The sequence below is a fragment of the Sphingobacterium sp. lm-10 genome (assembly GCF_023554555.1).
In the GTDB taxonomy this organism is placed as follows: domain Bacteria; phylum Bacteroidota; class Bacteroidia; order Sphingobacteriales; family Sphingobacteriaceae; genus Sphingobacterium.
The window spans coordinates 205,416-223,988 of sequence record NZ_JAMJWC010000001.1; the positions used below are offsets into that span (position 1 = coordinate 205,416).

The 18,573-nt window shown below is 42.8% G+C and carries 18 protein-coding genes; 9 read left to right on the forward strand and 9 right to left on the reverse strand.

Features of this window, described 5'->3' with window-relative positions; translation table 11 throughout:
• Positions 1–26: 26 nt before the first annotated feature.
• Both M8998_RS00845 and M8998_RS00850 read right to left on the reverse strand, forming a co-directional pair.
• Positions 27–1,550, reverse strand: a complete 1,524-nt coding sequence (locus M8998_RS00845; protein WP_249990085.1) for a glycosyltransferase family 39 protein — start codon at positions 1,548–1,550, stop codon at positions 27–29.
• A gap of 76 nt (positions 1,551–1,626) precedes the next feature.
• On the reverse strand, positions 1,627–1,833 hold the full coding sequence (locus M8998_RS00850) for a hypothetical protein (RefSeq protein ID WP_249990086.1): 207 nt from the start codon (positions 1,831–1,833) through the stop codon (positions 1,627–1,629).
• Between the two features lie 167 nt (positions 1,834–2,000).
• Here M8998_RS00850 and M8998_RS00855 point away from each other — a divergent pair, with 167 nt between their 5' ends.
• Together M8998_RS00855 and M8998_RS00860 are read left to right on the forward strand one after the other, a co-directional pair.
• Positions 2,001–2,207 (forward strand): hypothetical protein, encoded by a 207-nt coding sequence (locus M8998_RS00855; protein WP_249990087.1) that lies wholly within the window; start codon positions 2,001–2,003, stop codon positions 2,205–2,207.
• A 51-nt stretch (positions 2,208–2,258) separates the two neighbouring features.
• Entirely contained in the window at positions 2,259–3,017 is a 759-nt protein-coding gene (locus M8998_RS00860) for a copper homeostasis protein CutC (protein ID WP_249990088.1), read from the forward strand.
• Positions 3,018–3,030: 13 nt separating this feature from the next.
• Here the strand turns inward: M8998_RS00860 and M8998_RS00865 are convergent, their stop codons facing one another.
• The 4 genes from M8998_RS00865 to rpsF form a co-directional block, all read right to left on the reverse strand.
• Complete coding sequence (locus M8998_RS00865) at positions 3,031–3,333, reverse strand: LPXTG cell wall anchor domain-containing protein (RefSeq protein ID WP_249990089.1); 303 nt, start codon at positions 3,331–3,333, stop codon at positions 3,031–3,033.
• Between the two features lie 88 nt (positions 3,334–3,421).
• Positions 3,422–3,865 (reverse strand): 50S ribosomal protein L9, encoded by a 444-nt coding sequence (gene rplI / locus M8998_RS00870; RefSeq protein ID WP_249990090.1) that lies wholly within the window; start codon positions 3,863–3,865, stop codon positions 3,422–3,424.
• Positions 3,866–3,879: 14 nt separating this feature from the next.
• The gene (rpsR, locus tag M8998_RS00875) at positions 3,880–4,143 is read right to left on the reverse strand and encodes a 30S ribosomal protein S18 (RefSeq protein WP_066750513.1); all 264 of its coding nucleotides are present in this window, start codon (positions 4,141–4,143) and stop codon (positions 3,880–3,882) included.
• Positions 4,143–4,511 (reverse strand): 30S ribosomal protein S6, encoded by a 369-nt coding sequence (gene rpsF, locus M8998_RS00880; RefSeq protein WP_249990091.1) that lies wholly within the window; start codon positions 4,509–4,511, stop codon positions 4,143–4,145. Before rpsF ends, rpsR begins: the two co-directional genes overlap by 1 nt.
• Before the next feature lie 289 nt (positions 4,512–4,800).
• Here rpsF and M8998_RS00885 point away from each other — a divergent pair, with 289 nt between their 5' ends.
• Positions 4,801–5,223 (forward strand): 3-oxoacyl-ACP synthase, encoded by a 423-nt coding sequence (locus M8998_RS00885; protein ID WP_249990092.1) that lies wholly within the window; start codon positions 4,801–4,803, stop codon positions 5,221–5,223.
• A gap of 47 nt (positions 5,224–5,270) precedes the next feature.
• On the opposite strand, the gene M8998_RS00890 is transcribed toward M8998_RS00885, so the two are convergent.
• Positions 5,271–5,699: an EamA family transporter gene (locus tag M8998_RS00890; protein ID WP_249990093.1), complete on the reverse strand. Its 429-nt coding sequence runs from the start codon at positions 5,697–5,699 to the stop codon at positions 5,271–5,273.
• Between the two features lie 64 nt (positions 5,700–5,763).
• Positions 5,764–7,182, reverse strand: a complete 1,419-nt coding sequence (locus M8998_RS00895) for an SDR family oxidoreductase (RefSeq protein WP_249990094.1) — start codon at positions 7,180–7,182, stop codon at positions 5,764–5,766.
• Positions 7,183–7,502: 320 nt separating this feature from the next.
• Between M8998_RS00895 and M8998_RS00900 the strand changes: the two genes are divergently transcribed.
• Together M8998_RS00900 and M8998_RS00905 are read left to right on the forward strand one after the other, a co-directional pair.
• The gene (locus tag M8998_RS00900; protein WP_249990095.1) at positions 7,503–8,243 is read left to right on the forward strand and encodes a porin family protein; all 741 of its coding nucleotides are present in this window, start codon (positions 7,503–7,505) and stop codon (positions 8,241–8,243) included.
• A gap of 38 nt (positions 8,244–8,281) precedes the next feature.
• Entirely contained in the window at positions 8,282–9,469 is a 1,188-nt protein-coding gene (locus M8998_RS00905; protein ID WP_249990096.1) for a S41 family peptidase, read from the forward strand.
• A 95-nt stretch (positions 9,470–9,564) separates the two neighbouring features.
• On the opposite strand, the gene clpB is transcribed toward M8998_RS00905, so the two are convergent.
• The gene (clpB, locus tag M8998_RS00910) at positions 9,565–12,174 is read right to left on the reverse strand and encodes an ATP-dependent chaperone ClpB (RefSeq protein WP_249990097.1); all 2,610 of its coding nucleotides are present in this window, start codon (positions 12,172–12,174) and stop codon (positions 9,565–9,567) included.
• 218 nt (positions 12,175–12,392) lie between these two features.
• Here clpB and M8998_RS00915 point away from each other — a divergent pair, with 218 nt between their 5' ends.
• The 4 genes from M8998_RS00915 to M8998_RS00930 are packed head-to-tail and all read left to right on the forward strand — an operon-like array spanning position 12,393 to position 18,548.
• Positions 12,393–13,031 (forward strand): TetR/AcrR family transcriptional regulator, encoded by a 639-nt coding sequence (locus M8998_RS00915; RefSeq protein WP_249990098.1) that lies wholly within the window; start codon positions 12,393–12,395, stop codon positions 13,029–13,031.
• Between the two features lie 22 nt (positions 13,032–13,053).
• Entirely contained in the window at positions 13,054–14,403 is a 1,350-nt protein-coding gene (locus M8998_RS00920; RefSeq protein WP_249990099.1) for a TolC family protein, read from the forward strand.
• Between the two features lie 4 nt (positions 14,404–14,407).
• The gene (locus M8998_RS00925; protein WP_249990100.1) at positions 14,408–15,475 is read left to right on the forward strand and encodes an efflux RND transporter periplasmic adaptor subunit; all 1,068 of its coding nucleotides are present in this window, start codon (positions 14,408–14,410) and stop codon (positions 15,473–15,475) included.
• A 25-nt stretch (positions 15,476–15,500) separates the two neighbouring features.
• Positions 15,501–18,548, forward strand: a complete 3,048-nt coding sequence (locus tag M8998_RS00930) for an efflux RND transporter permease subunit (RefSeq protein ID WP_249990101.1) — start codon at positions 15,501–15,503, stop codon at positions 18,546–18,548.
• Positions 18,549–18,573: the final 25 nt, after the last annotated feature.

The window sequence follows — 18,573 nt, forward strand, 5'->3', positions numbered from 1 at the left end:
TAAGAAATAGGGGTTTCTTATACCGATTACCTTTTCATAAAAGCCTGTTCCTCTTCCACTTCTTTTTTTACTCTTTCATTGATGTCGATTTTTGATCTCAAAAAGCAGAATATAACTGTTCCATGCTCTCTAGCGTTAGGATTGGTGACCGAGTCGACATCCAAAGATTGTTCAAAATAAGGCGACGTTTCGGCCATTTCCCTATTTCTTTCATTTGCATTTTTTACACGAATTAAATTAATATACTGCGGTTGAAAATCAAACCAATTTAGATAATCCGCACTGAATGATACGGCTCTGACCCCTTGCTTCGAATAGTAATTTATTGCTCCAGCTTGTCCATAATTATCGCACAATATGAGCGTCTGTTCTTTGTTTGGAATTCCACTGTAAATACGATCTACTTTATAGGCTAGCTCCTTCCATCCCAACATATCAGCAAAATCCTGAGGAAGCGAATGTTCTTTACCGTCTTCCCATTTTAACATTCCAAATTTTCGGTACAAATCTGGGTTATTTACAATGTACTCCGGATCTTTGTTGGGAAATGCGATGTTATAGATTGGTATAAAGAATAAAATCGGTAGGGCAATTAGGATTGGCTTCAATACTTTGCCAATTCTGCTTTCACATAATGAAGCTATATAAACAGAGCCGAAAGCAAAGTATATTGGGTAGATTCCGATGGCGTAATAATCTTTTGCTCGAAAAAATAAAAAGATAAGTATTGTTGAGAAGAAAGACCAAAAGAAAGTCCGATATTTTTCGAAAGCGGAATCGCGCGCTAGTGCATACAAACCAAATAGAATAACTACGAAAGTTCCAGGGAAGTAGAGCAGGAGTGAAAGAATTAAATTCCATCTATCTACATGCACAAGTTGTGTTTCCGAGAGCTCGTTGAGGTGATGAAACACCGGGAAGTTATTTTGAAACTGCCAAATTAGATTCGGCGTAATTAATGCAATAACTATAGCAACGCCATAATACACATTTTTATGGAGTAGAATCCTTCGCTCCTTAGTGATCATCAGTGCAGGCAATAAGCCAAGCAGTAAGAAGATCATGTTATACTTGTTTAGAAAGCCTAAAGCAAATATGATAGCACATAGGTATATCCACTTCGCTTGTCGTTGATTTAGAAACTTGATCAAGAAAAAGTAAAATGATGTCCAACAAAGTACGTCTAAGGAATTGGGTTGATACAATGTGTTTAATCGAAACAACACAGAAAAAGTGACACACAACGAACCAAATAGTAAAGCGAATAGGTTTCCTTTTAATGCTTCGATCGTTTTCCAGACGGCAAGAATCGTTAGTGCTCCAAATAATGCGGGAAAGAATTTGATCCAAAAGATGGAATTGCCCAGCAATTTGATGAGGTAAGAAATCCAAGATGTTGCGGGGGGCACAGATAGGTATCCCCAAGCCAGATGATTGGCTTGGTCAAGATGTAGCAACTCATCGCGATGCAATTCGTATTCTGGGCTTATTAAGAAAAATTGAATGAGGAATTTTGCTAAGATAAGAGATACCAGAATGTAGTTTTTCATTATTTAGGAGATATGGAGATTAATGATGGTGTATAGGTAGACCGATTATTCTATCTTCTAAAATAAAAATTAATTATCAGCTTCCAGCAAGAACAGAGCTAAATATTCCTACCGCTAATTCTGCCCAGATTATTACGGTAAAAAGTACCAATCCAGCAGATGCGACGAGTCGGTATTTTTTGTTAACCCTTTTTAATATCCACTTGAGTCCTAAAACGAATAGCAGGATGATCGCACCTGCAACTACGAAGTCTAGTGTAGACCAATTAAATCCATTATCCATAATTCCATATTTTAAGAAGTAAATATAGTGGATTTGCTGATGGCTAGATTGTTAAAAATAATAAAATTGGTTTGGTGTGATAGTCTATGAAAATTCATCCGAGGCAATGTTTTTGGAAACAAAGTTCTTATATTTAGGAATATAATTTATTAGTAACCGCTGATATTATGGGAGTAAAAGAGATTGTATTATTGTTTGTTATTCCTTTGTGTGCGTATTTGATCGTACGAGGTTTAGACAAAGTGCGACGATTAAAGGCAAATGGGAGTATTCCAATTTGGAAGTATTATACGATGTTGTATATACTATTTTTTTTGCCGTTGGTCGGTTTTCTAATCATCGAAACAATCTCCGAGAAGAAACCAACTACTTAACAATTTTTTTATCTATGACCTCTTTGGTAGCTTTCCTTATATTTGCTCACCATGAAATCAGAAAAAGTGATAGGAAAGTATGTATTAGAAATTTGCAGTAGTTCGCCCACTTCGGCAATAGCCGCACAGGAAGGGGGAGCCTGTCGAATTGAATTCTGTCAAAACTTAGAAAGTGGCGGATTGACTCCAACGCATGCGCAGATTGAGCTAGCACGCAAAAATCTAGCAATTGGCATCTTCGTACTCATCCGTCCAAGATCAGGTAATTTCATTTATTCCAATTTGGAAATTGAAGAAATGATCCATGATATTCAATTTTGTAAAGAAATGGGTTGTGATGGCGTGGTGATTGGAGCGCTAGATGAAAACGGAAAAGTTAATCACCCTCAAATGCGAGAGCTAATCGCAGCTGCTGGCGCAATGCCAGTCGTATTTCATCGGGCATTTGATCTGTGTAGCAATCCGTTTGAAGCATTGGAAGCAATTATCGATTTGGGCTGTACACGCATCTTGACTTCAGGCCTAGCGCAAACGGCATGGGAAGGGAGAGATCTGATTCGGCAATTGATTGAAAAAGCAGCTGGTCGTATCGAAATTATGCCTGGATCAGGCGTGGACGAAAAGAATATACAAGAAATTTTGGACTATACTAGAGCCACGAGCATACATAGCTCCGCAAAAGAAGTCCACGTATCTACTGCCAAACATAAAAACTTTGCGATACAAGGAATGGATGAACCTCAAACCTTTACATCCGTAAATCGCGTAAAATCCTTAGTGCGAATTTTAGAAGAAAAATCGGCACATTAAGAAGTAATTCGCATTAATCTCTACGTAGATAATCGCGATCAGCATCGGATAAGTTCGATGTCGGTGCTATAGGGGTTGTATCGTTCAGATCTGAATCCGTGTTATGGAAATTGCTTACACTGTATTCTTTCTTTTTGCGACGCCTGAATAAAAAACCTCCTGCTATCATACCAAGTAAGAAGAATATACCGAGTATAATCAACTTGGATGTGTGAATTGTTCCAAATAGCCAAAAAGTTGCTTCTTCTCTATTGAAAAATAAAACGATGATAACGGTGGCGAGAATGATGGCGGAGATGATACTTTTTACATTCATAACGAGAGTCTTATGTTTAAGATAAAAGTAACAAAAAAGGGAATATCAAATGATATTCCCTTTATAATTTTTATTGCGGTATGCGAGCTTACTCAGCTACTACTTCAAAAGGAACTTGTACCTTTACTTCTTTGTGTAAGTTAAGGTTAGCTACATATTCACCTAAGTTTTTAGGCTCTTCTTCGAAAGTAATGCGGCGGCGATCCACCTCATAACCTTGTGCTTTCAACGCTTCAGCAATCTGAAGGCTATTTACTTTACCGAAGATTTTGCCGCTTTCGCCAGCTTTAGCTCCGATAGTTAATTTAATAGCTTCTAATTTAGTAGCCAATTCAGCAGCATCCTTCTGGATTTTTTCTTGCTTAAATTGTGCTTGCTTAATGTTTTCTGCTAGCACTTTTTTTGCTGATGATGTTGCCAAAGCAGCAAATCCTTGAGGAATTAGGTAGTTACGGCCATAACCTGGCTTTACTACTACGACATCGTCTTTCTCTCCAAGGTGTTTAACATCTTGTCTTAATATAACTTCCATTATCGTATACCTCTCTATTTAAGTGAATCAGTTACGTAAGGCAATAGTCCGATAATACGTGCACGTTTAACGGCTTGAGCTACTTTACGTTGAAATTTCAGTGATGTTCCAGTAAGACGGCGAGGTAAGATTTTACCTTGATCGTTTACAAACTTCAATAGGAAGTTACCATCTTTATAATCGATATACTTAATACCGTTCTTTTTGAAACGACAGTATTTTTTACGGTTGTCCTCTACTTTAGGGGCTGTTACGTATTGAATGTTCTCGTTAGCCATTAGCCTGCTACCTCCTCAGTTTTGGTTTCTGTTTTCTTGTTGAATGCTCCGCTACGTTTCTTCTCATTGTAAGCAAGTGCATGCTTATCCAATGCGATAGTAAGGAAACGCATCACGCGCTCATCACGCTTGTATTCAAGCTCTAATTTTTTGATTAATTCACCCGAAGCCTTGAATTCAGTTAAGTGATAAAATCCAGTCGTTTTTTTCTGGATTGGATACGCTAATTTTCTCAAACCCCAATTGTCTTCAGCGACAATTTCGGCTCCGCCCTCTACAAGAATATTTTTGAACTTCGCAATCGCTTCGTTCGCAGCATCTTCAGAAAGCAACGGGGTAAGAATAATGACAGATTCGTACTGTTGCATTTGTTTAATATGTTATGTTAATTAAATCGTCTCCGTATACACGGAAGTGCAAAGGTAGAAAATATATTCGAAAAGCAAAAAATAACCAAACAGTAATTTTTAAGATCTAACAGATTATAATTCGACTACTCCCAGTACGTTAAGCCATTTGTAGACGCGAATATATGGATCATCAACTCAGATAACCTACTCATATGGGCAATATATCTTATCTTTATCCCTTTCTTATTTTGTACTCATGAATCCTACTTTTTATCCAGCGCTTTTAGCGCAATGCTCGACTTTGATTATGGAGAAAATAAAGCAAATAGAGACCTCTTTGGATTTATCGCAGGATTCCTTAATAAGTGATACAAAAAGCAGCGCGGGAGATAAGTATGAGACCTCTCGCGAAATGATACAGCAAGATCTCGACCGTCTGCAACGACAGCTTAAGGAAGCACAGAAAGATCAGCAAGTATTACAATCGATTCCCTCACTGCCTCCAACCAAGGAAAACCGCGCGCGTTTAGGTAGTTTGGTAAAAACAGAAACGGGCTTGTATTTCTTGTCTATTGGAATTGGGAAGGTAACTTGTTTGGATCAAATCGTTTTCGTCGTATCTTTACAGTCGCCAATAGGACAGTTATTATTGGGCAAAGGTGTTGGCGATAGTTTTACCTTCCAACAAAAATCTCACGTTATTTCAGCTATACAACAGGCAGAGGAATAGCTGGACCTTATCATAGTGCTTATTGATGGTACTCTATGTGTTGTTTGTTACTCTGGCCGATCGGACAACGCAATGAGTACCGCACCGGCAACCATAACTCCCGCACCTACAATAAGTTGCCAAGTGATCTTCTCTTTCAGGAAAATGACGGATAATAAAATAGCTATCACCAAAGAAGTGCGTTCTATGGTGACCACATAGGATGCCGGGCCCATCGATAACGCTTTGTAGGAGAAAAGCGTAGACAACGTAGTTAGTAGGCCAGCACTAAGCAGATAGATCCAAGCTTGCTTATCAATCTCTTTCAGCGCAGCGAAGTTTCCTTGGTACATTACGACAGACCATGTAATGGTGAGAATCAGTATAGATTGTATGGCAAATGCTAGACTTGAATCCACATTCTTCAAGCCTGCTTTTGTCAATACGACTACCAATGCTGCCGATATTGCGGCTAGCAATGCCCATAGAAACCACATAATTATCTGTTTGAAGCAATAACATACGCCAATGATAAATGTTATTTAACGTGTAGCGATTTTATTATTTTGCGATGTTTCTGATCATTCCCCTAAATAGAAAGAGATGAAAAGGGAGCATCGCGTACCAGTATAATCTTCCTGCAATACCGTGCGGACGAAACGTGGCAATTTGCTCCAGTTCCTCTTTTTCATTAATGCGAAACTCTAGCCAAGCTTCACCGGGAAGTCGCATTTCAGCGTATAATAATAATCTTTTTTCTTGCCTGCTAGATAGCAGTACCCGCCAGAAATCAAGCACCTCATCAGGAGCGGTTTCGAGCGCATTTCTTCTGCCTCGTCGCAGGCCTACGCCTCCAAATAAGCGATCCAAAAAGCCTCTGAATTGCCACAGCCAATTTCCATAGTACCAGCCATTACGTCCGCCAATCGCAAATATTCTTTTCAAGGTTTCGTCTGGATTGTTCAGGGCAATGGTTTTACGATCTGTCAACACGCCGAACGCCGGCACTTCCACGTAGGTAGATAATCCTTGCATAGCACGTCTTGTGCCCGCTTCTTTCCAAGTGGACAGCACCAGATTTTGCTCTATCTTGCCAAATGCCAGTTTGATTGCATCGCGGTAAGAAATCAAGTTAATGCCCAATTTTTCTGCCCACTCGTTTTCCACCGGAACGACATCAATGCGCATGCTGTCTACTAAATGTCGCGCTAAACTAAAAGAGGTGGATGTGATCAAATACAACCAGTAGGATGATAGCCTAGGTGTGAGCACAGGTACAATGTATATTTTGCGTTTCAGATTGCGAACGCTGGCAAAATCTTCCAGCATTTGCTGATAGGTCAGCAGATCCGGGCCGTAGATGTCGATATGTCGGTCATACAATTCTTCCTGCTGTAGTACGCCAATCAGAAATTCAATCACATTTCTAATAGCGATGGGTTGGCATTGGCTTTTTAGCCATTTTGGTGCGACCATTACAGGAAGCTTTTCGACCAAATCTCGAATAATTTCAAACGATGCACTCCCAGAACCAATAATGATACCTGCCCTTAGCGCAGTAACTGGAACAGCGCCTCCACGTAAAATATCTTCTACTACTTTTCTGCTGGCCAAATGGGCACTTAAAACATCGCTGTTGACGATGCCACTGAGGTAGATGATTTGTTTAGCATGGGTCTTTTGAAGTGCTTCCGCAAAATTTTCGGCAGACGTTCTTTCGGTATTACTAAAACTGTTGCTTCCGCTTCCCATGGAATGTACCAGGTAGTAAGCCACATCAATGTCTTTAGGGATTTGATCCATCGAAGCTGGCTTCATCAAATCGGCTTCTACAACGGACAGCTTGGCTGATTCGTGCGTGTCATGCAGGAGGCGTGCAGCATCCCGTACCAAACACACAACTTCATGACCCTCTTGCAATAGTGCCGGCAAAATTCGCTTACCAATATATCCGGTGGCACCGGTTAATAATATTTTCATACCATACTAGGAATTGAGGGTGCTATAGCAACACATATTAAGTAGTAATAGTCGAACCTTTAAAAATTAAGATTGTTTGCTTTGTGCGTTTTTGATGCTTCATTTTTAGGTGAGTAGATTACGTTAAAGGAATATTGAACAATAATATGTTAGTTTTTTAACTTTTAATTGATAAATAGATCCATCGGATACTTGATTTTTCCTTTTTTTAACTTAATTTTGATAACGAAGTGAATTTTAATCACACTCGGAGCTCACCGCTTCCGCTATCATAACTAAACTACATATTATTCACTGATTACAATTTTACTGCTCAAACTATGCACAAAAAACTTTTACTCCTATTAGTAAGCCTGTCGTCTTTGGCTGCGATGCAAGGATATGCTCAGCAACAACGCTACGAAATTGGTTTGTCTGCCGGGTATACCCGAAATTCCTTAACTACTGATAATGGTTACCGTTCCTTTACGAGGCATTACCCTCTCAACGGTTTCCAGGTCGCCGTTCCTATGCAGTATCACGTATATGATTGGCTAGGTGTTCAATTGGATCTTACCTATATACAAAAGAACTACGCGGTTCGTCGAACGGGATTTTTCGAAGGAATTGAAAGTGAGTTTACCAATAGCTTTTTACAGGCTCCTTTGATGGCTCATTTCTCCTTCGGAGGAGAAGATCTACGTGGCTTTTTGAATCTGGGAGGCTATGCAGGCTATTGGGTAAGCAGTCGTATACGTGGTGCTAGTGCAGATGTGTTTTCTGCTGGCCGTGATTTAGGAGACGATGAGCAGTTGTTCCGATATACTGATCTGATCGATTTGTACAATTACGATGAGCGTGTAGCCTTTGACAGTCGGCGTGATCGCCGTCTGGAACTCGGGCTTTTGTCCGGTGTAGGTTTGGAGTACCGTGTATCTCCAAGCTATAAGGTCTTTGCTGAGGCCCGTTATCACTACAGCCTCACAGATTTGCAAAAAGACTATATGGTCAATCAAATTCCACGCTATAATAATACGCTTGGTGTACAAGTAGGTGTATTCTATGGTTTTGGAGGGCGCTAGTTTTTTTATTTCACAATTACTTATTTTAAACAGCTAAAATGAAAATATATACATTGACAACACGTTCTTTCCTTATCGCTATTCCCTTCATGCTCCTAGCATTTTGCTCATGCCGGAAAGATATGCCCGAGCTAGAACGTCCAAACGATTATGTTGGTGGCAACTTCGAAGAAATATTCGAGGCCTATTGGAATGGTATGAATAATAATTATGTTTTTTGGGATGTAGATACCACAGATTGGGATCAGGTATATCGTCGCTACAAGCCACTTTTTGCGAATTTAAATCTCAATGATACGGCAGATGTGAGAACAGGTTATACGTACTTCAAAACGATGACAAATGGTTTGGTGGATGGGCATTATTCTATTCAATTTCGGTCACCAATCTTACGGGATTCTGCTTCGATCAATCCGTCATTCCAGCGTATGCAGCGTATGGAAGATTTTCGTAATCAAATCAATCCCAATCACTTTTTCAATACGATACCGGCTATATACTTGAATTCCGGCGCGTCGCGAGCTCTGGTAAATGCGCCAGGTAGGCAAACTTTTGCAGTGAGTGGTAGCATGGAAGAGGGGATTTTTTACCTGTATTTCAATACCTTTAACTTGAGAAATACCTATAACAATTCCGAAGCTTTTGCCGCAACTCTAGATCATTTCTTTACCAATGTGTTGGAGGGAGAGCAGCCTCGTGGTATCATTATCGATGTGCGTAATAATTTCGGTGGAGCATTGGCTGACCTTGACTTCCTGTTGGGTCGTATGATTACTAGCCCACTACATTTTGCTTATACAAAATCAAAACTAGATAACAATCGACTGGATTATACGCCATGGATACCTGCCAGAGTGAATCCAGTGGCCGATGCAAAGCAAATTACTGCGCCTATCGTGGTGCTGGCCGATCGTTATTCCGTGAGTATGGCCGAGATCACAGCGATGGCGGTAAAAGCGATGCCCAACGGACACTTTATTGGGGAGCGTACTTGGGGAGCGATGGGGCCTTTAACAGGTAATTTTGTGTACAACGGCGGCCAGTATTCGACCAGCTTTATGGACTTGGTCTATACCTCTTCATTACAACTCAAAGGGTTGGATAATCAAAGTTACGAAGGCATCGGATACCCTCCAGATCAAGTAGTTCCTGTTAATCTTGCTGCTTTGGCAATGGGAAGGGATGCGCAACTGGAGGCCGCCGTACAGCTAATCAACCGCCAATAGTAACTTATTGCGCGTCGGAAACCACCCGGATAAAATAATCCATAAAGAAGGCGGGATAGAACATATTTCTATCCCGCCTTCTTGTCTTAATAGCGCTAGATGGAGGTTTCGCTTTCTTTCTCGACAAACACAAACTGTCCATCGAAGCTGTCGATCTTAATGATGGAATCTTTTCTCACCTTATCCGCCAGAATAGCTTTAGACAGTTCATTGAGTATGCGTTTCTGAATTACGCGTTTCAACGGGCGGGCGCCATAGGCAGGGTCGTAACCCAATTGCGCCAGCCAATCCAAGGCTTCTTCCGTTGCTTCAATAAAAATATGCTGCTCTGCCAGTTGCTTCTGCACCCGCGAAAACTGCATCCGTACAATATCTCCGATTTCGTCACGACCCAGCGGGGTGAACATAATGATTTCATCAATACGGTTCAAGAACTCCGGACGAATGGTCTGTTGTAATAATTCAAATACCTCATCCTTCGTTTTTGCGACTACACTTTCTCTGTTCTCTTCGTTTAACGTCGAGAAGTTTTGTTGAATCAAATGCGATCCGGTATTGGAAGTCATAATAATGATCGTATTCTTAAAGTTCACCACACGTCCTTTATTATCTGTCAGATGTCCGTCGTCCAGCACTTGCAGGAGAATGTTAAACACATCAGGATGTGCTTTTTCAATTTCATCCAGCAATACGACGGAGTAAGGACGGCGGCGCACGGCCTCGGTCAATTGTCCACCTTCTTCGTAACCCACGTATCCCGGAGGCGCGCCGATTAGTCTCGAAACAGCATGCCGTTCCTGATACTCCGACATATCTATTCGTACCAACGCTTGCTCATCATCAAACAAGAATTCTGCTAATGATTTGGCGAGCTCCGTTTTTCCAACACCAGTGGTTCCCAGAAAAATAAAGGAACCGATGGGTCGCTTTGCATCGCTTAAGCCAGCTCTGGAGCGACGGATCGCATCAGAAATCGCTTCGATTGCCTCCTGTTGTCCCGCTACGCGTTTATGCAATTCTTCTTCCAGGTTGAGTAGTTTTTCGCGTTCCGATTGTATCATCCGGTTTACGGGAATGCCCGTCCAACGGGATACAACATCAGCGATATCTTCCGAAGTCACTTCCTCCTTTAGCATCCGGCTGTTTTGTTGCTTTTCAGCCAGTTCCAGTTTCAGTTTTTCGGTCGTGTCTTGTGCCTCCTTGATCTTGCCATACCGAAGTTCCGCCACTTTGCCGTAGTCGCCCGCACGTTCCGCTTGCTCCGCCTCCAGCTTGTAGTCTTCAATGTACTGAATCTCCTGGTTTACCCGGTCTACCAAATCTTTCTCCGATTGCCATGCTGCACGGAGCGAATCGCGCTCACTAGATAGGTTAGCAATACTCTCTGATAACTCATCGACTTTGCGATTGTCTTTTTCTCTTTTGATGGCTTCCCGCTCAATTTCAAGCTGCATAATACGACGGTTGAGTTCATCCACCACTTCTGGCACAGAATCCATTTCCAATCGTAGCTTAGATGCGGCTTCATCGATCAAGTCAATGGCCTTGTCTGGCAAGAAACGATCGGTGATATAGCGTTGTGATAGTTCTACAGCTGCAATAATTGATTCATCCAGGATGCGCACCTTATGGTGTGTTTCGTAGCGTTCTTTTAGCCCGCGGAGAATAGATATCGCATCTTGCGTATCCGGTTCATCCACCATCACTTTTTGGAAACGGCGTTCCAATGCTTTGTCTTTTTCGAAAAACTTCTGAAACTCGTTTAAGGTAGTGGCACCAATAGCACGCAATTCTCCACGCGCGAGTGCTGGTTTCAGGATGTTAGCTGCATCCATAGCACCCTCACCGCCTCCGGCACCTACTAAGGTGTGTATCTCATCAATAAAAAGTATGATCTCTCCGTCGCTATCGGAGACTTCTTTTACAACAGCTTTAAGTCGTTCTTCGAACTCTCCTTTGTATTTTGCGCCAGCAATTAACGCGCCCATATCTAGGGAGAATACGGTTTTGGATTTTAGATTCTCCGGCGTATCACCTTTGATAATGCGGTGTGCAATACCTTCTGCTATAGCCGTTTTACCTACGCCAGGCTCTCCAACAAGAATTGGGTTGTTTTTCGTCCTGCGAGAAAGGATCTGCATCACCCGGCGGATCTCCTCATCACGGCCAATCACCGGATCCAGCTTACCAGATTCTGCATACTCATTCAGATTGCGGGCATATTTGCCTAAGGCATTGTAAGTAGCCTCCGCATTCTGGTCGGTGACCCGATTGCTGCCACGAAGCTCCTTGATGGCCAATTTCAAATCCTTTTCCGTTGCACCCTGATCTTTTAGTAAAGAAGCCGCTTTATCACTACCGCTCAATAGCGATAACAGCAAATGTTCTACGGAGACAAATTCGTCGCCAAATTCCTTCAGGTAGGTTTGCGCTTTTTGCAATACACTATTGCTACTATTGCTCAAGTATATGTTACTCCCCGAAACCTTCGGTAAAGCTGCAATGTATTGATCTAGTTCCGCAGCCGTATAATTAATGTTAACCTGTAGTTTTTTCAAAAGATGATTGACGACATTTTCATCTACCGTCATCAGTCCTTTCAGTATATGTACTGGCTCAATCGCTTGCTGCTGATTTCCGCCTGCAATCTCGGAAGCCTTCTGAATGGCCTCTTGAGCTTTAATCGTATAGTTGTTAAAATTCATGTTAATGTCGTTTTATACCAATGCTTTATCAAAATATATGCCTTTGGATTTTTAGTTCTGTGTTACTGAAATTATGTCAGCCAAATCTGTTTTAAAGCGACAAAATGTCTTTCTAGATAAATTCTCGACGCGGTTTTCGGACAAGGTGATGGTCATTGTTTCGTCAGGATGTTAAAAAATATAAATTAATTAACAGTGTTAAGTATATTTGTGACGTCATGAGTATTCAAGAAAAAAAACAAAAGCATAAAGAAGATTTTCGTAGCAAGATTCTGGATGCAGCAAAAAAGCTATTTGTCGAAGAAGGCATAGAGGCCACATCTATTCGAAAGATAGCAAAAGCGATTGCCTTCAGTCCAACTACTATTTACCTATATTATAAAGATAAAAGTGATATCGTTTATGCCTTGCATTTGGAAGGTTTCTCTTTGTTAAGATCTCAAATGCAGGTGTTGATGCATGTAGAAAATCCATTTGAGCGCTTGATCGCCATCGGCAAAGCTTACCTTTCTTTTGCAGTCAATGAACCAGGCTATTATGAGTTGCTATTTATGATGAAAGAGCCGATGCAGTTTCTAGAAGATCAGTGTATTGATGGTGAGTGGGAGGAAGGAGACCGCGTATTTGACTTGCTGCAAGAAACTATTCAGGATTGCCAGAAAGCGGGTTTTTTCACCGGTATGGATACCAGCACGCTATCCCTACAAGCCTGGAGTACGGTGCATGGTATTGCTTCCCTGTTTATATCTGGACACCTTAAAAAGATGAATAATTTATTGTTCGCCGCTGCGGATGAAGCCACGTTTTTAGAAAACACATTTCAGTTGTATGTGAACATGCTGAAAAGGTTGAAATAATATTTGATAAACACTGTTAATCATGAAAAAGGTCATCGTAATCATTGTTCTGTTTGCCCATGTTTTTGCATTTCCAGCGGTGCAAGCACAAGGTGTTTTGGAAGAATACATCAATATAGGGCTGAAAAATAATTTAACAGTGGTCGAAAAGAACCTTTCGTTGGACAAGGCAATGATCAACCTAGACATAGCGCGAAGCTTGTACTTACCCAGTCTGTCGTTTGATGCTACCTATACTACCGCAAATGGAGGGCGTATGATTGACCTTCCCGTCGGAGATTTGTTGAATCCAGTTTACCAGACGCTTAACCAATTGACCCAGTCTCAGGCTTTTCCGCAGATTGATAATGAGCGAATCAATTTTTTGCCACGCAATTATTATGATGCGCGCTTTCGTGCTGGTATGCCTATTTTAAATACCGACATCAAACATAATAAACGCGTGAGTGAAGAAGCCGTTCATATGCGGGAGCACGAAGTTGAAATATACCAACGGGAATTGGTGCGGGATATCAAAATAGCCTATTACAATTACTGGAGTGCCGAAGACGGGGTAAAAGTATACCAGAATTCCCTGGATCTTGCCAAAGAGGGAAAGCGTATGAACCAAAAATTGCTAGAGGCTGGTAGCGGACTGCCTGCCTATGTGGTGCGAGCCGATGCGGAAATAGCGCAAGCAGAGTCCAAGTTGGTAGAAGCCGAGCAGCAGGTGTCTAATGCGCGGTACTATTTCAATATGCTATTAAACAGGGATGCGGAGGAGCTCATCAAGCAACAGCTCGCCAATGCAGAGGATCTCTCACAGCAGGGAGGTGAATTGCAGGTAACAGGGCGGGAAGAGTTGGAGGCATTGACCAGTCAGATTACGATCCAAGAAACCCTGGTGAAGAAGAATAAACAGGTGTTCGTTCCTAAGTTAAATGCTTTTGTTGACGTAGGATCCCAGGCCGAAAATATGCGATTTAACCGAGAATCTCAGTATGTAATGATTGGCGCCCAGCTCTCTGTACCGATATTTGAGGGTGGTCGAAATAAACTGAAAATTCGGGAAAGTCAGGTCGCCGTAGCGGAAGCACAGCAACAGCGTCTTCGCGTACAGCAACAATTGGAGACCTCAGCAAGGGTTGCTAATAATGAAGTGACCTCCACCATTCGTAATTATCAAAATGCTAAAAAGCAGCTAGAAGCGGCTGGTACATATCAGCGATTAATCCAGCGTGGTTTTAATGAAGGAGTAAACACGTATATCGAGACGATTGATGCGCGTTCTCAATATACCAATGCGCAATTAGCCGAAAACCTAGCCTTATACAAGTGGCTGATTGCAGTAGCCAAATTAGAACGAGAAACAGCAAGTTATTTACTAGACTAAAAACATGATGAAAGCAGCATATACCGCCCTATTTCTTATCGGAACGACCGCACTTTGGTCTTGTGGTCATGCCCAAAGAGAAGTGGCCATTCCCGTAGAAGACACGATTCCCGTCACCTTATTATCGCTTCGGCAACTGGATGCGGACGAGATCATAGAAGCCACCGGCGTATTTACCACCGACGACGAAACGGTCTTGGGGTTTAAAAATGGCGGGGTTATCCAGCAAATTTATGTCAAGGAAGGTGATCCCGTACGAAAAGGTCAGCGTCTGGCATCGGTACAAGCTACAGAGATCGATACGCGAGCTGGCCAGGTCAATGTCGGCTTGGAAAAAGCAGAACGGGACTACCAACGAGCACAAAAATTGTATCGTGATAGTGTGGCGACATTGGAGCAGTTGCAGAATGCGCGCTCGGCTTGGGAGCTGGCTAAGCGGGATGTCGACGCGGTGCAATACAACCAGCAGCAGTTACATATTATCTCTCCGGTATCCGGCTTTGTACTCGCTCGGCTTGCTAACCAAGGTCAGGTGGTGGGGCCAGGAACACCCGTTTTGCAGGTAAACGGTGCAGGGATGCATTCTTGGATGCTCAAGGTAGGCGTGAGCGATAGTCAGTGGGCCAAGATTCAGAAAGGAGATGCTGCAGAGATTGAAACAGATGCGCTTCCGGGTCAAAAACTACAAGCTATCGTCTCCAAAAAACTCGAAGCGATGGATCCGCAATCGGGTACTTTTACCATTTACCTGGATTTAAAAACACCACCGAGTGGCAAACTAGCCACCGGAGTGTTTGGCAAATCACGCATTTCGGTGGGTAAAGCCGCGAATAATACTTCTCCGCAAGCCAGTTGGGAGCTACCCTATGAGGCATTGGTAGACGCCGATGGCAATCAGGCCTATGTTTTTGTGACACGTGACGGAAAGAGAGCCACTAAGCAGGCCGTGAAGCTCGGTAGTATTGGACAGCAATCTGTAATGGTACTTTCCGGTTTGGAAAATATCGATGGCGTCATCGTTGCAGGAAGCCCTTATCTTACGGAAGGATCACTCATACGCGTAAAACCGTAGTATTCCCCACTTTTTATTTATCGCTATGAGCTTAATAAAATACCCGATCAAAAACTATCAATTTACCCTGATTATGGTGGTGATGGTGATGGTCGTTGCCATTAGTACTTTACTGACGATGCCACGGGCAGAAGATCCGGATATGAAGGCTTCCACCTTTCCAGTAGTGGTGGTTTATCCAGGCACTAGCCCGAAGGATATGGAGAATCTGGTGGTGAAACCGCTGGAATCTCGTTTTTATGGGCTGGATGATATCAAAATGATCAAGACTACCATTAATAATGGCCTGGCTTTCATTTTTGTGGAGTACGAATTCAAAACCAACTACGATAGTAAATATCAAGAATTAGTGCGCGAGCTCAATGCGGCACGCGCAGAACTTCCAGATAATATTTACAGCATGCAAGTGCTCAAGGTAGACCCGACCAATGTGAGCGTAATACAGGCCGCTTTGGTTTCTGAAAATGCGTCCCGAACTACTATGAAGCGGCTCTCCGACGACTTGAAGAGCGAGTTGGAAAAGGTGAAAGCACTTAAGGAAGTGACCATCTCTGGGATGCCGGCTCAACAAGTGAGGATTGATCTTCATATGGCAAAGATGCGGGAGCAGCGTATTCCAGTAGATCGTGTGGTGCAAATTGTGCAGAGTGAAACGCAAAATATTCCGGGCGGAAGTCTGGATGCAGGTACGCGCAATTTCAGCGTAACCACGAGTGGTAGCTATCAGGATATCCAACAGATTCGTCGCACCGTGGTGTCTAGCGCGCAGGGTCGCAACGTTTTTCTGGAAGATATTGCTGACGTATATCCTGGTTTTGGTCCGAATACCCATATCACGCGCTTGAATGGTTATCAGTGCGTATTGATCAATGCAGCGCAGAAGCAAGGCGAAAATATCTCGGAAACGCAGGAAGCCTATCTTGCGGTATTGGATACCTTCCAGAAGAAACTTCCGGATAATGTGGATCTTATTTTGTCGTTCGATCAGGGAAAGAATGTCAACCAGCGCTTAGGTGGCTTGGGGATAGATTTTTTGATTGCCATTACGTTGGTCTTGATTACGTTATTGCCGTTAGGCACGCGTGCATCGTTGGTCGTCATGATTGCCATTCCGCTGTCGTTAGGCCTGGGCTTGATTACGATGAATATTGCCGGATACTCGTTGAATCAATTAAGTATTGTCGGCTTTGTAGTAGCCCTCGGATTGGTCGTGGATGATAGTATCGTGGTGGTGGAAAACATTGAACGATGGATGCGAGAAGGTTACTCTCGGCTGGATGCTGCGATCAAAGGTACACAACAGATTGCATTAGCGGTGGTAGGCTGTACTGTTACGTTAGTTATCGCGTTTATGCCGCTCATGTTTATGCCAGAGATGGCGGGTGAGTTTATCCGCAGTATGCCTACTGCGGTGATTGCTTCGGTGATCGGATCCATGTTCGTAGCGCTGTTGGTGGTGCCATTCTTGGCAAGCAAGCTTTTGAAGCCACATGAGCACGAAGGAGGGAATATCATCCTACGCACCATGCAAAAAGGGATTCATCAAACCTATGGTAAGTTGTTGGACAAAGCGTTGAAACATCCCATCATGACCGCACTTATTGCGGTGGTGGTGTTTGGTGCATCGTTGGCCTTGATTCCCACGGTCGGATTCAGCTTGTTTCCTCCCTCCGAGAAACCGCAGTTTACGATTCATATCACGGCTTCACAACAAGCTAATGTGGCTACAACCGACAGCATTACTCGGCAAATAGAACGAGAACTAGGAGAGATAGCCGACGTAAAATATTATACCAGCAACGTCGGTAAAGGAAATCCTCGTGTGTATTACAATATGCAGCAAGCCAATGAAAATCCTTCTTACGCAGAAATCTTTGTGCAGCTGCATGATGATGTGAAGTCTGGGCAGAAAATTCAATTGATTGAACAATTGCGTAAGCGCTGGTCGCCCTATTTGGGTGCTAAAGTAGAGGTTCGGGACTTCGAACAAGGAGTGCCTGTCATCTCCCCGGTGGAAGTTCGGATAGTGGGAGAGAATCTGGATAGCTTACAGCGGCTGGCTGCGTCCGTAGAAATGCTGCTCAAAAATACAGCAGGAACAGAATATGTAAACAACCCTATTAAGAGCAATAAATCGGATATACGTGTCGTCGTAAATCGTGAAAAAGCTATGGCGTTTGGTATTCCAACCAGTACCATTGATCAGACGGTTCGCATCGCGCTTGCGGGCTATCCGGTAGGTACATTCTCTGATCCTAATTCCGATGATAATGATTACGAAGTGCTGATTACCGTTCCCAGAGGTGCTTACGCAGACCTAAACACCTTGGAAGGTATCTTCGTGCAGAATATCGAAGGGCAAGCCATCCCGTTGAATCAAGTCGCCACTTTTCAGTTGGAGTCATCGCCATCCAGCATCTTTCATCGCAATAAGGATCGTACGGTTTCTGTCAACTCATTCGTACAAAAGGGGTTTAGTAATGATGAAGTCATTTCAGCAGTGATTGAGCAGATGGACAAATTTAGTTTTCCGGATGGTTATAGTTATGATATGGGCGGCGAGGTGGAGAGTCGAGAGGCTGCTTTTGGTGGTTTTTCTACCATTATCATTATCACGGTGTTCTTATTTATAGCCGTGTTAGTATTGGAATTCAAGACATTCAAAAGTACCTTAATTGTATTGTCCGTTATTCCGTTGGGTGTAGTGGGCGCTGTGCTGGCACTATTGATTACTGGAAATACGCTCTCTTTTGTGGCCACTATTGGTATTGTGGCACTGGCCGGAATAGAGGTAAAGAATACGATCTTATTAGTAGATTTTACCAATCAGCTTCGGCGAGAGGGTATGCCATTGCATGAAGCGATTGAAAAGGCTGGCGAAATTCGTTTCTTACCCATTATACTCACGTCCTTAACAGCAATAGGTGGGTTGATGCCAATCGCTTGGTCTTCCAACCCACTCATTTCACCGCTTGCGATTGTGATGATTGGCGGGTTGATTAGCTCCACCTTACTATCGCGCGTGGTTACGCCTGTGATTTATAAATTGATACCGCCGAATGTGGAAGATTAATTTTTTGATGGAAAGGGCAGTGTAT

What these genes read in the sequence shown, in the direction of transcription:
- M8998_RS00845 (WP_249990085.1), bottom strand. Translation starts at nt 1,550, where the DNA reads ATGAAAAACTACATTCTGGTATCTCTTATCTTAGCAAAATTCCTCATT.
- M8998_RS00890 (WP_249990093.1), bottom strand. Translation starts at nt 5,699, where the DNA reads ATGTGGTTTCTATGGGCATTGCTAGCCGCAATATCGGCAGCATTGGTA.
- M8998_RS00920 (WP_249990099.1), top strand. Translation starts at nt 13,054, where the DNA reads ATGAAAAAGGTCATCGTAATCATTGTTCTGTTTGCCCATGTTTTTGCA.
- M8998_RS00865 (WP_249990089.1), bottom strand. Translation starts at nt 3,333, where the DNA reads ATGAATGTAAAAAGTATCATCTCCGCCATCATTCTCGCCACCGTTATC.
- M8998_RS00895 (WP_249990094.1), bottom strand. Translation starts at nt 7,182, where the DNA reads ATGAAAATATTATTAACCGGTGCCACCGGATATATTGGTAAGCGAATT.
- M8998_RS00885 (WP_249990092.1), top strand. Translation starts at nt 4,801, where the DNA reads ATGGAGAAAATAAAGCAAATAGAGACCTCTTTGGATTTATCGCAGGAT.
- M8998_RS00930 (WP_249990101.1), top strand. Translation starts at nt 15,501, where the DNA reads ATGAGCTTAATAAAATACCCGATCAAAAACTATCAATTTACCCTGATT.
- M8998_RS00855 (WP_249990087.1), top strand. Translation starts at nt 2,001, where the DNA reads ATGGGAGTAAAAGAGATTGTATTATTGTTTGTTATTCCTTTGTGTGCG.
- clpB (WP_249990097.1), bottom strand. Translation starts at nt 12,174, where the DNA reads ATGAATTTTAACAACTATACGATTAAAGCTCAAGAGGCCATTCAGAAG.
- M8998_RS00925 (WP_249990100.1), top strand. Translation starts at nt 14,408, where the DNA reads ATGATGAAAGCAGCATATACCGCCCTATTTCTTATCGGAACGACCGCA.
- rpsF (WP_249990091.1), bottom strand. Translation starts at nt 4,511, where the DNA reads ATGCAACAGTACGAATCTGTCATTATTCTTACCCCGTTGCTTTCTGAA.
- M8998_RS00900 (WP_249990095.1), top strand. Translation starts at nt 7,503, where the DNA reads ATGCACAAAAAACTTTTACTCCTATTAGTAAGCCTGTCGTCTTTGGCT.
- M8998_RS00860 (WP_249990088.1), top strand. Translation starts at nt 2,259, where the DNA reads ATGAAATCAGAAAAAGTGATAGGAAAGTATGTATTAGAAATTTGCAGT.
- M8998_RS00915 (WP_249990098.1), top strand. Translation starts at nt 12,393, where the DNA reads ATGAGTATTCAAGAAAAAAAACAAAAGCATAAAGAAGATTTTCGTAGC.
- M8998_RS00905 (WP_249990096.1), top strand. Translation starts at nt 8,282, where the DNA reads ATGAAAATATATACATTGACAACACGTTCTTTCCTTATCGCTATTCCC.
- M8998_RS00850 (WP_249990086.1), bottom strand. Translation starts at nt 1,833, where the DNA reads ATGGATAATGGATTTAATTGGTCTACACTAGACTTCGTAGTTGCAGGT.
- rplI (WP_249990090.1), bottom strand. Translation starts at nt 3,865, where the DNA reads ATGGAAGTTATATTAAGACAAGATGTTAAACACCTTGGAGAGAAAGAC.
- rpsR (WP_066750513.1), bottom strand. Translation starts at nt 4,143, where the DNA reads ATGGCTAACGAGAACATTCAATACGTAACAGCCCCTAAAGTAGAGGAC.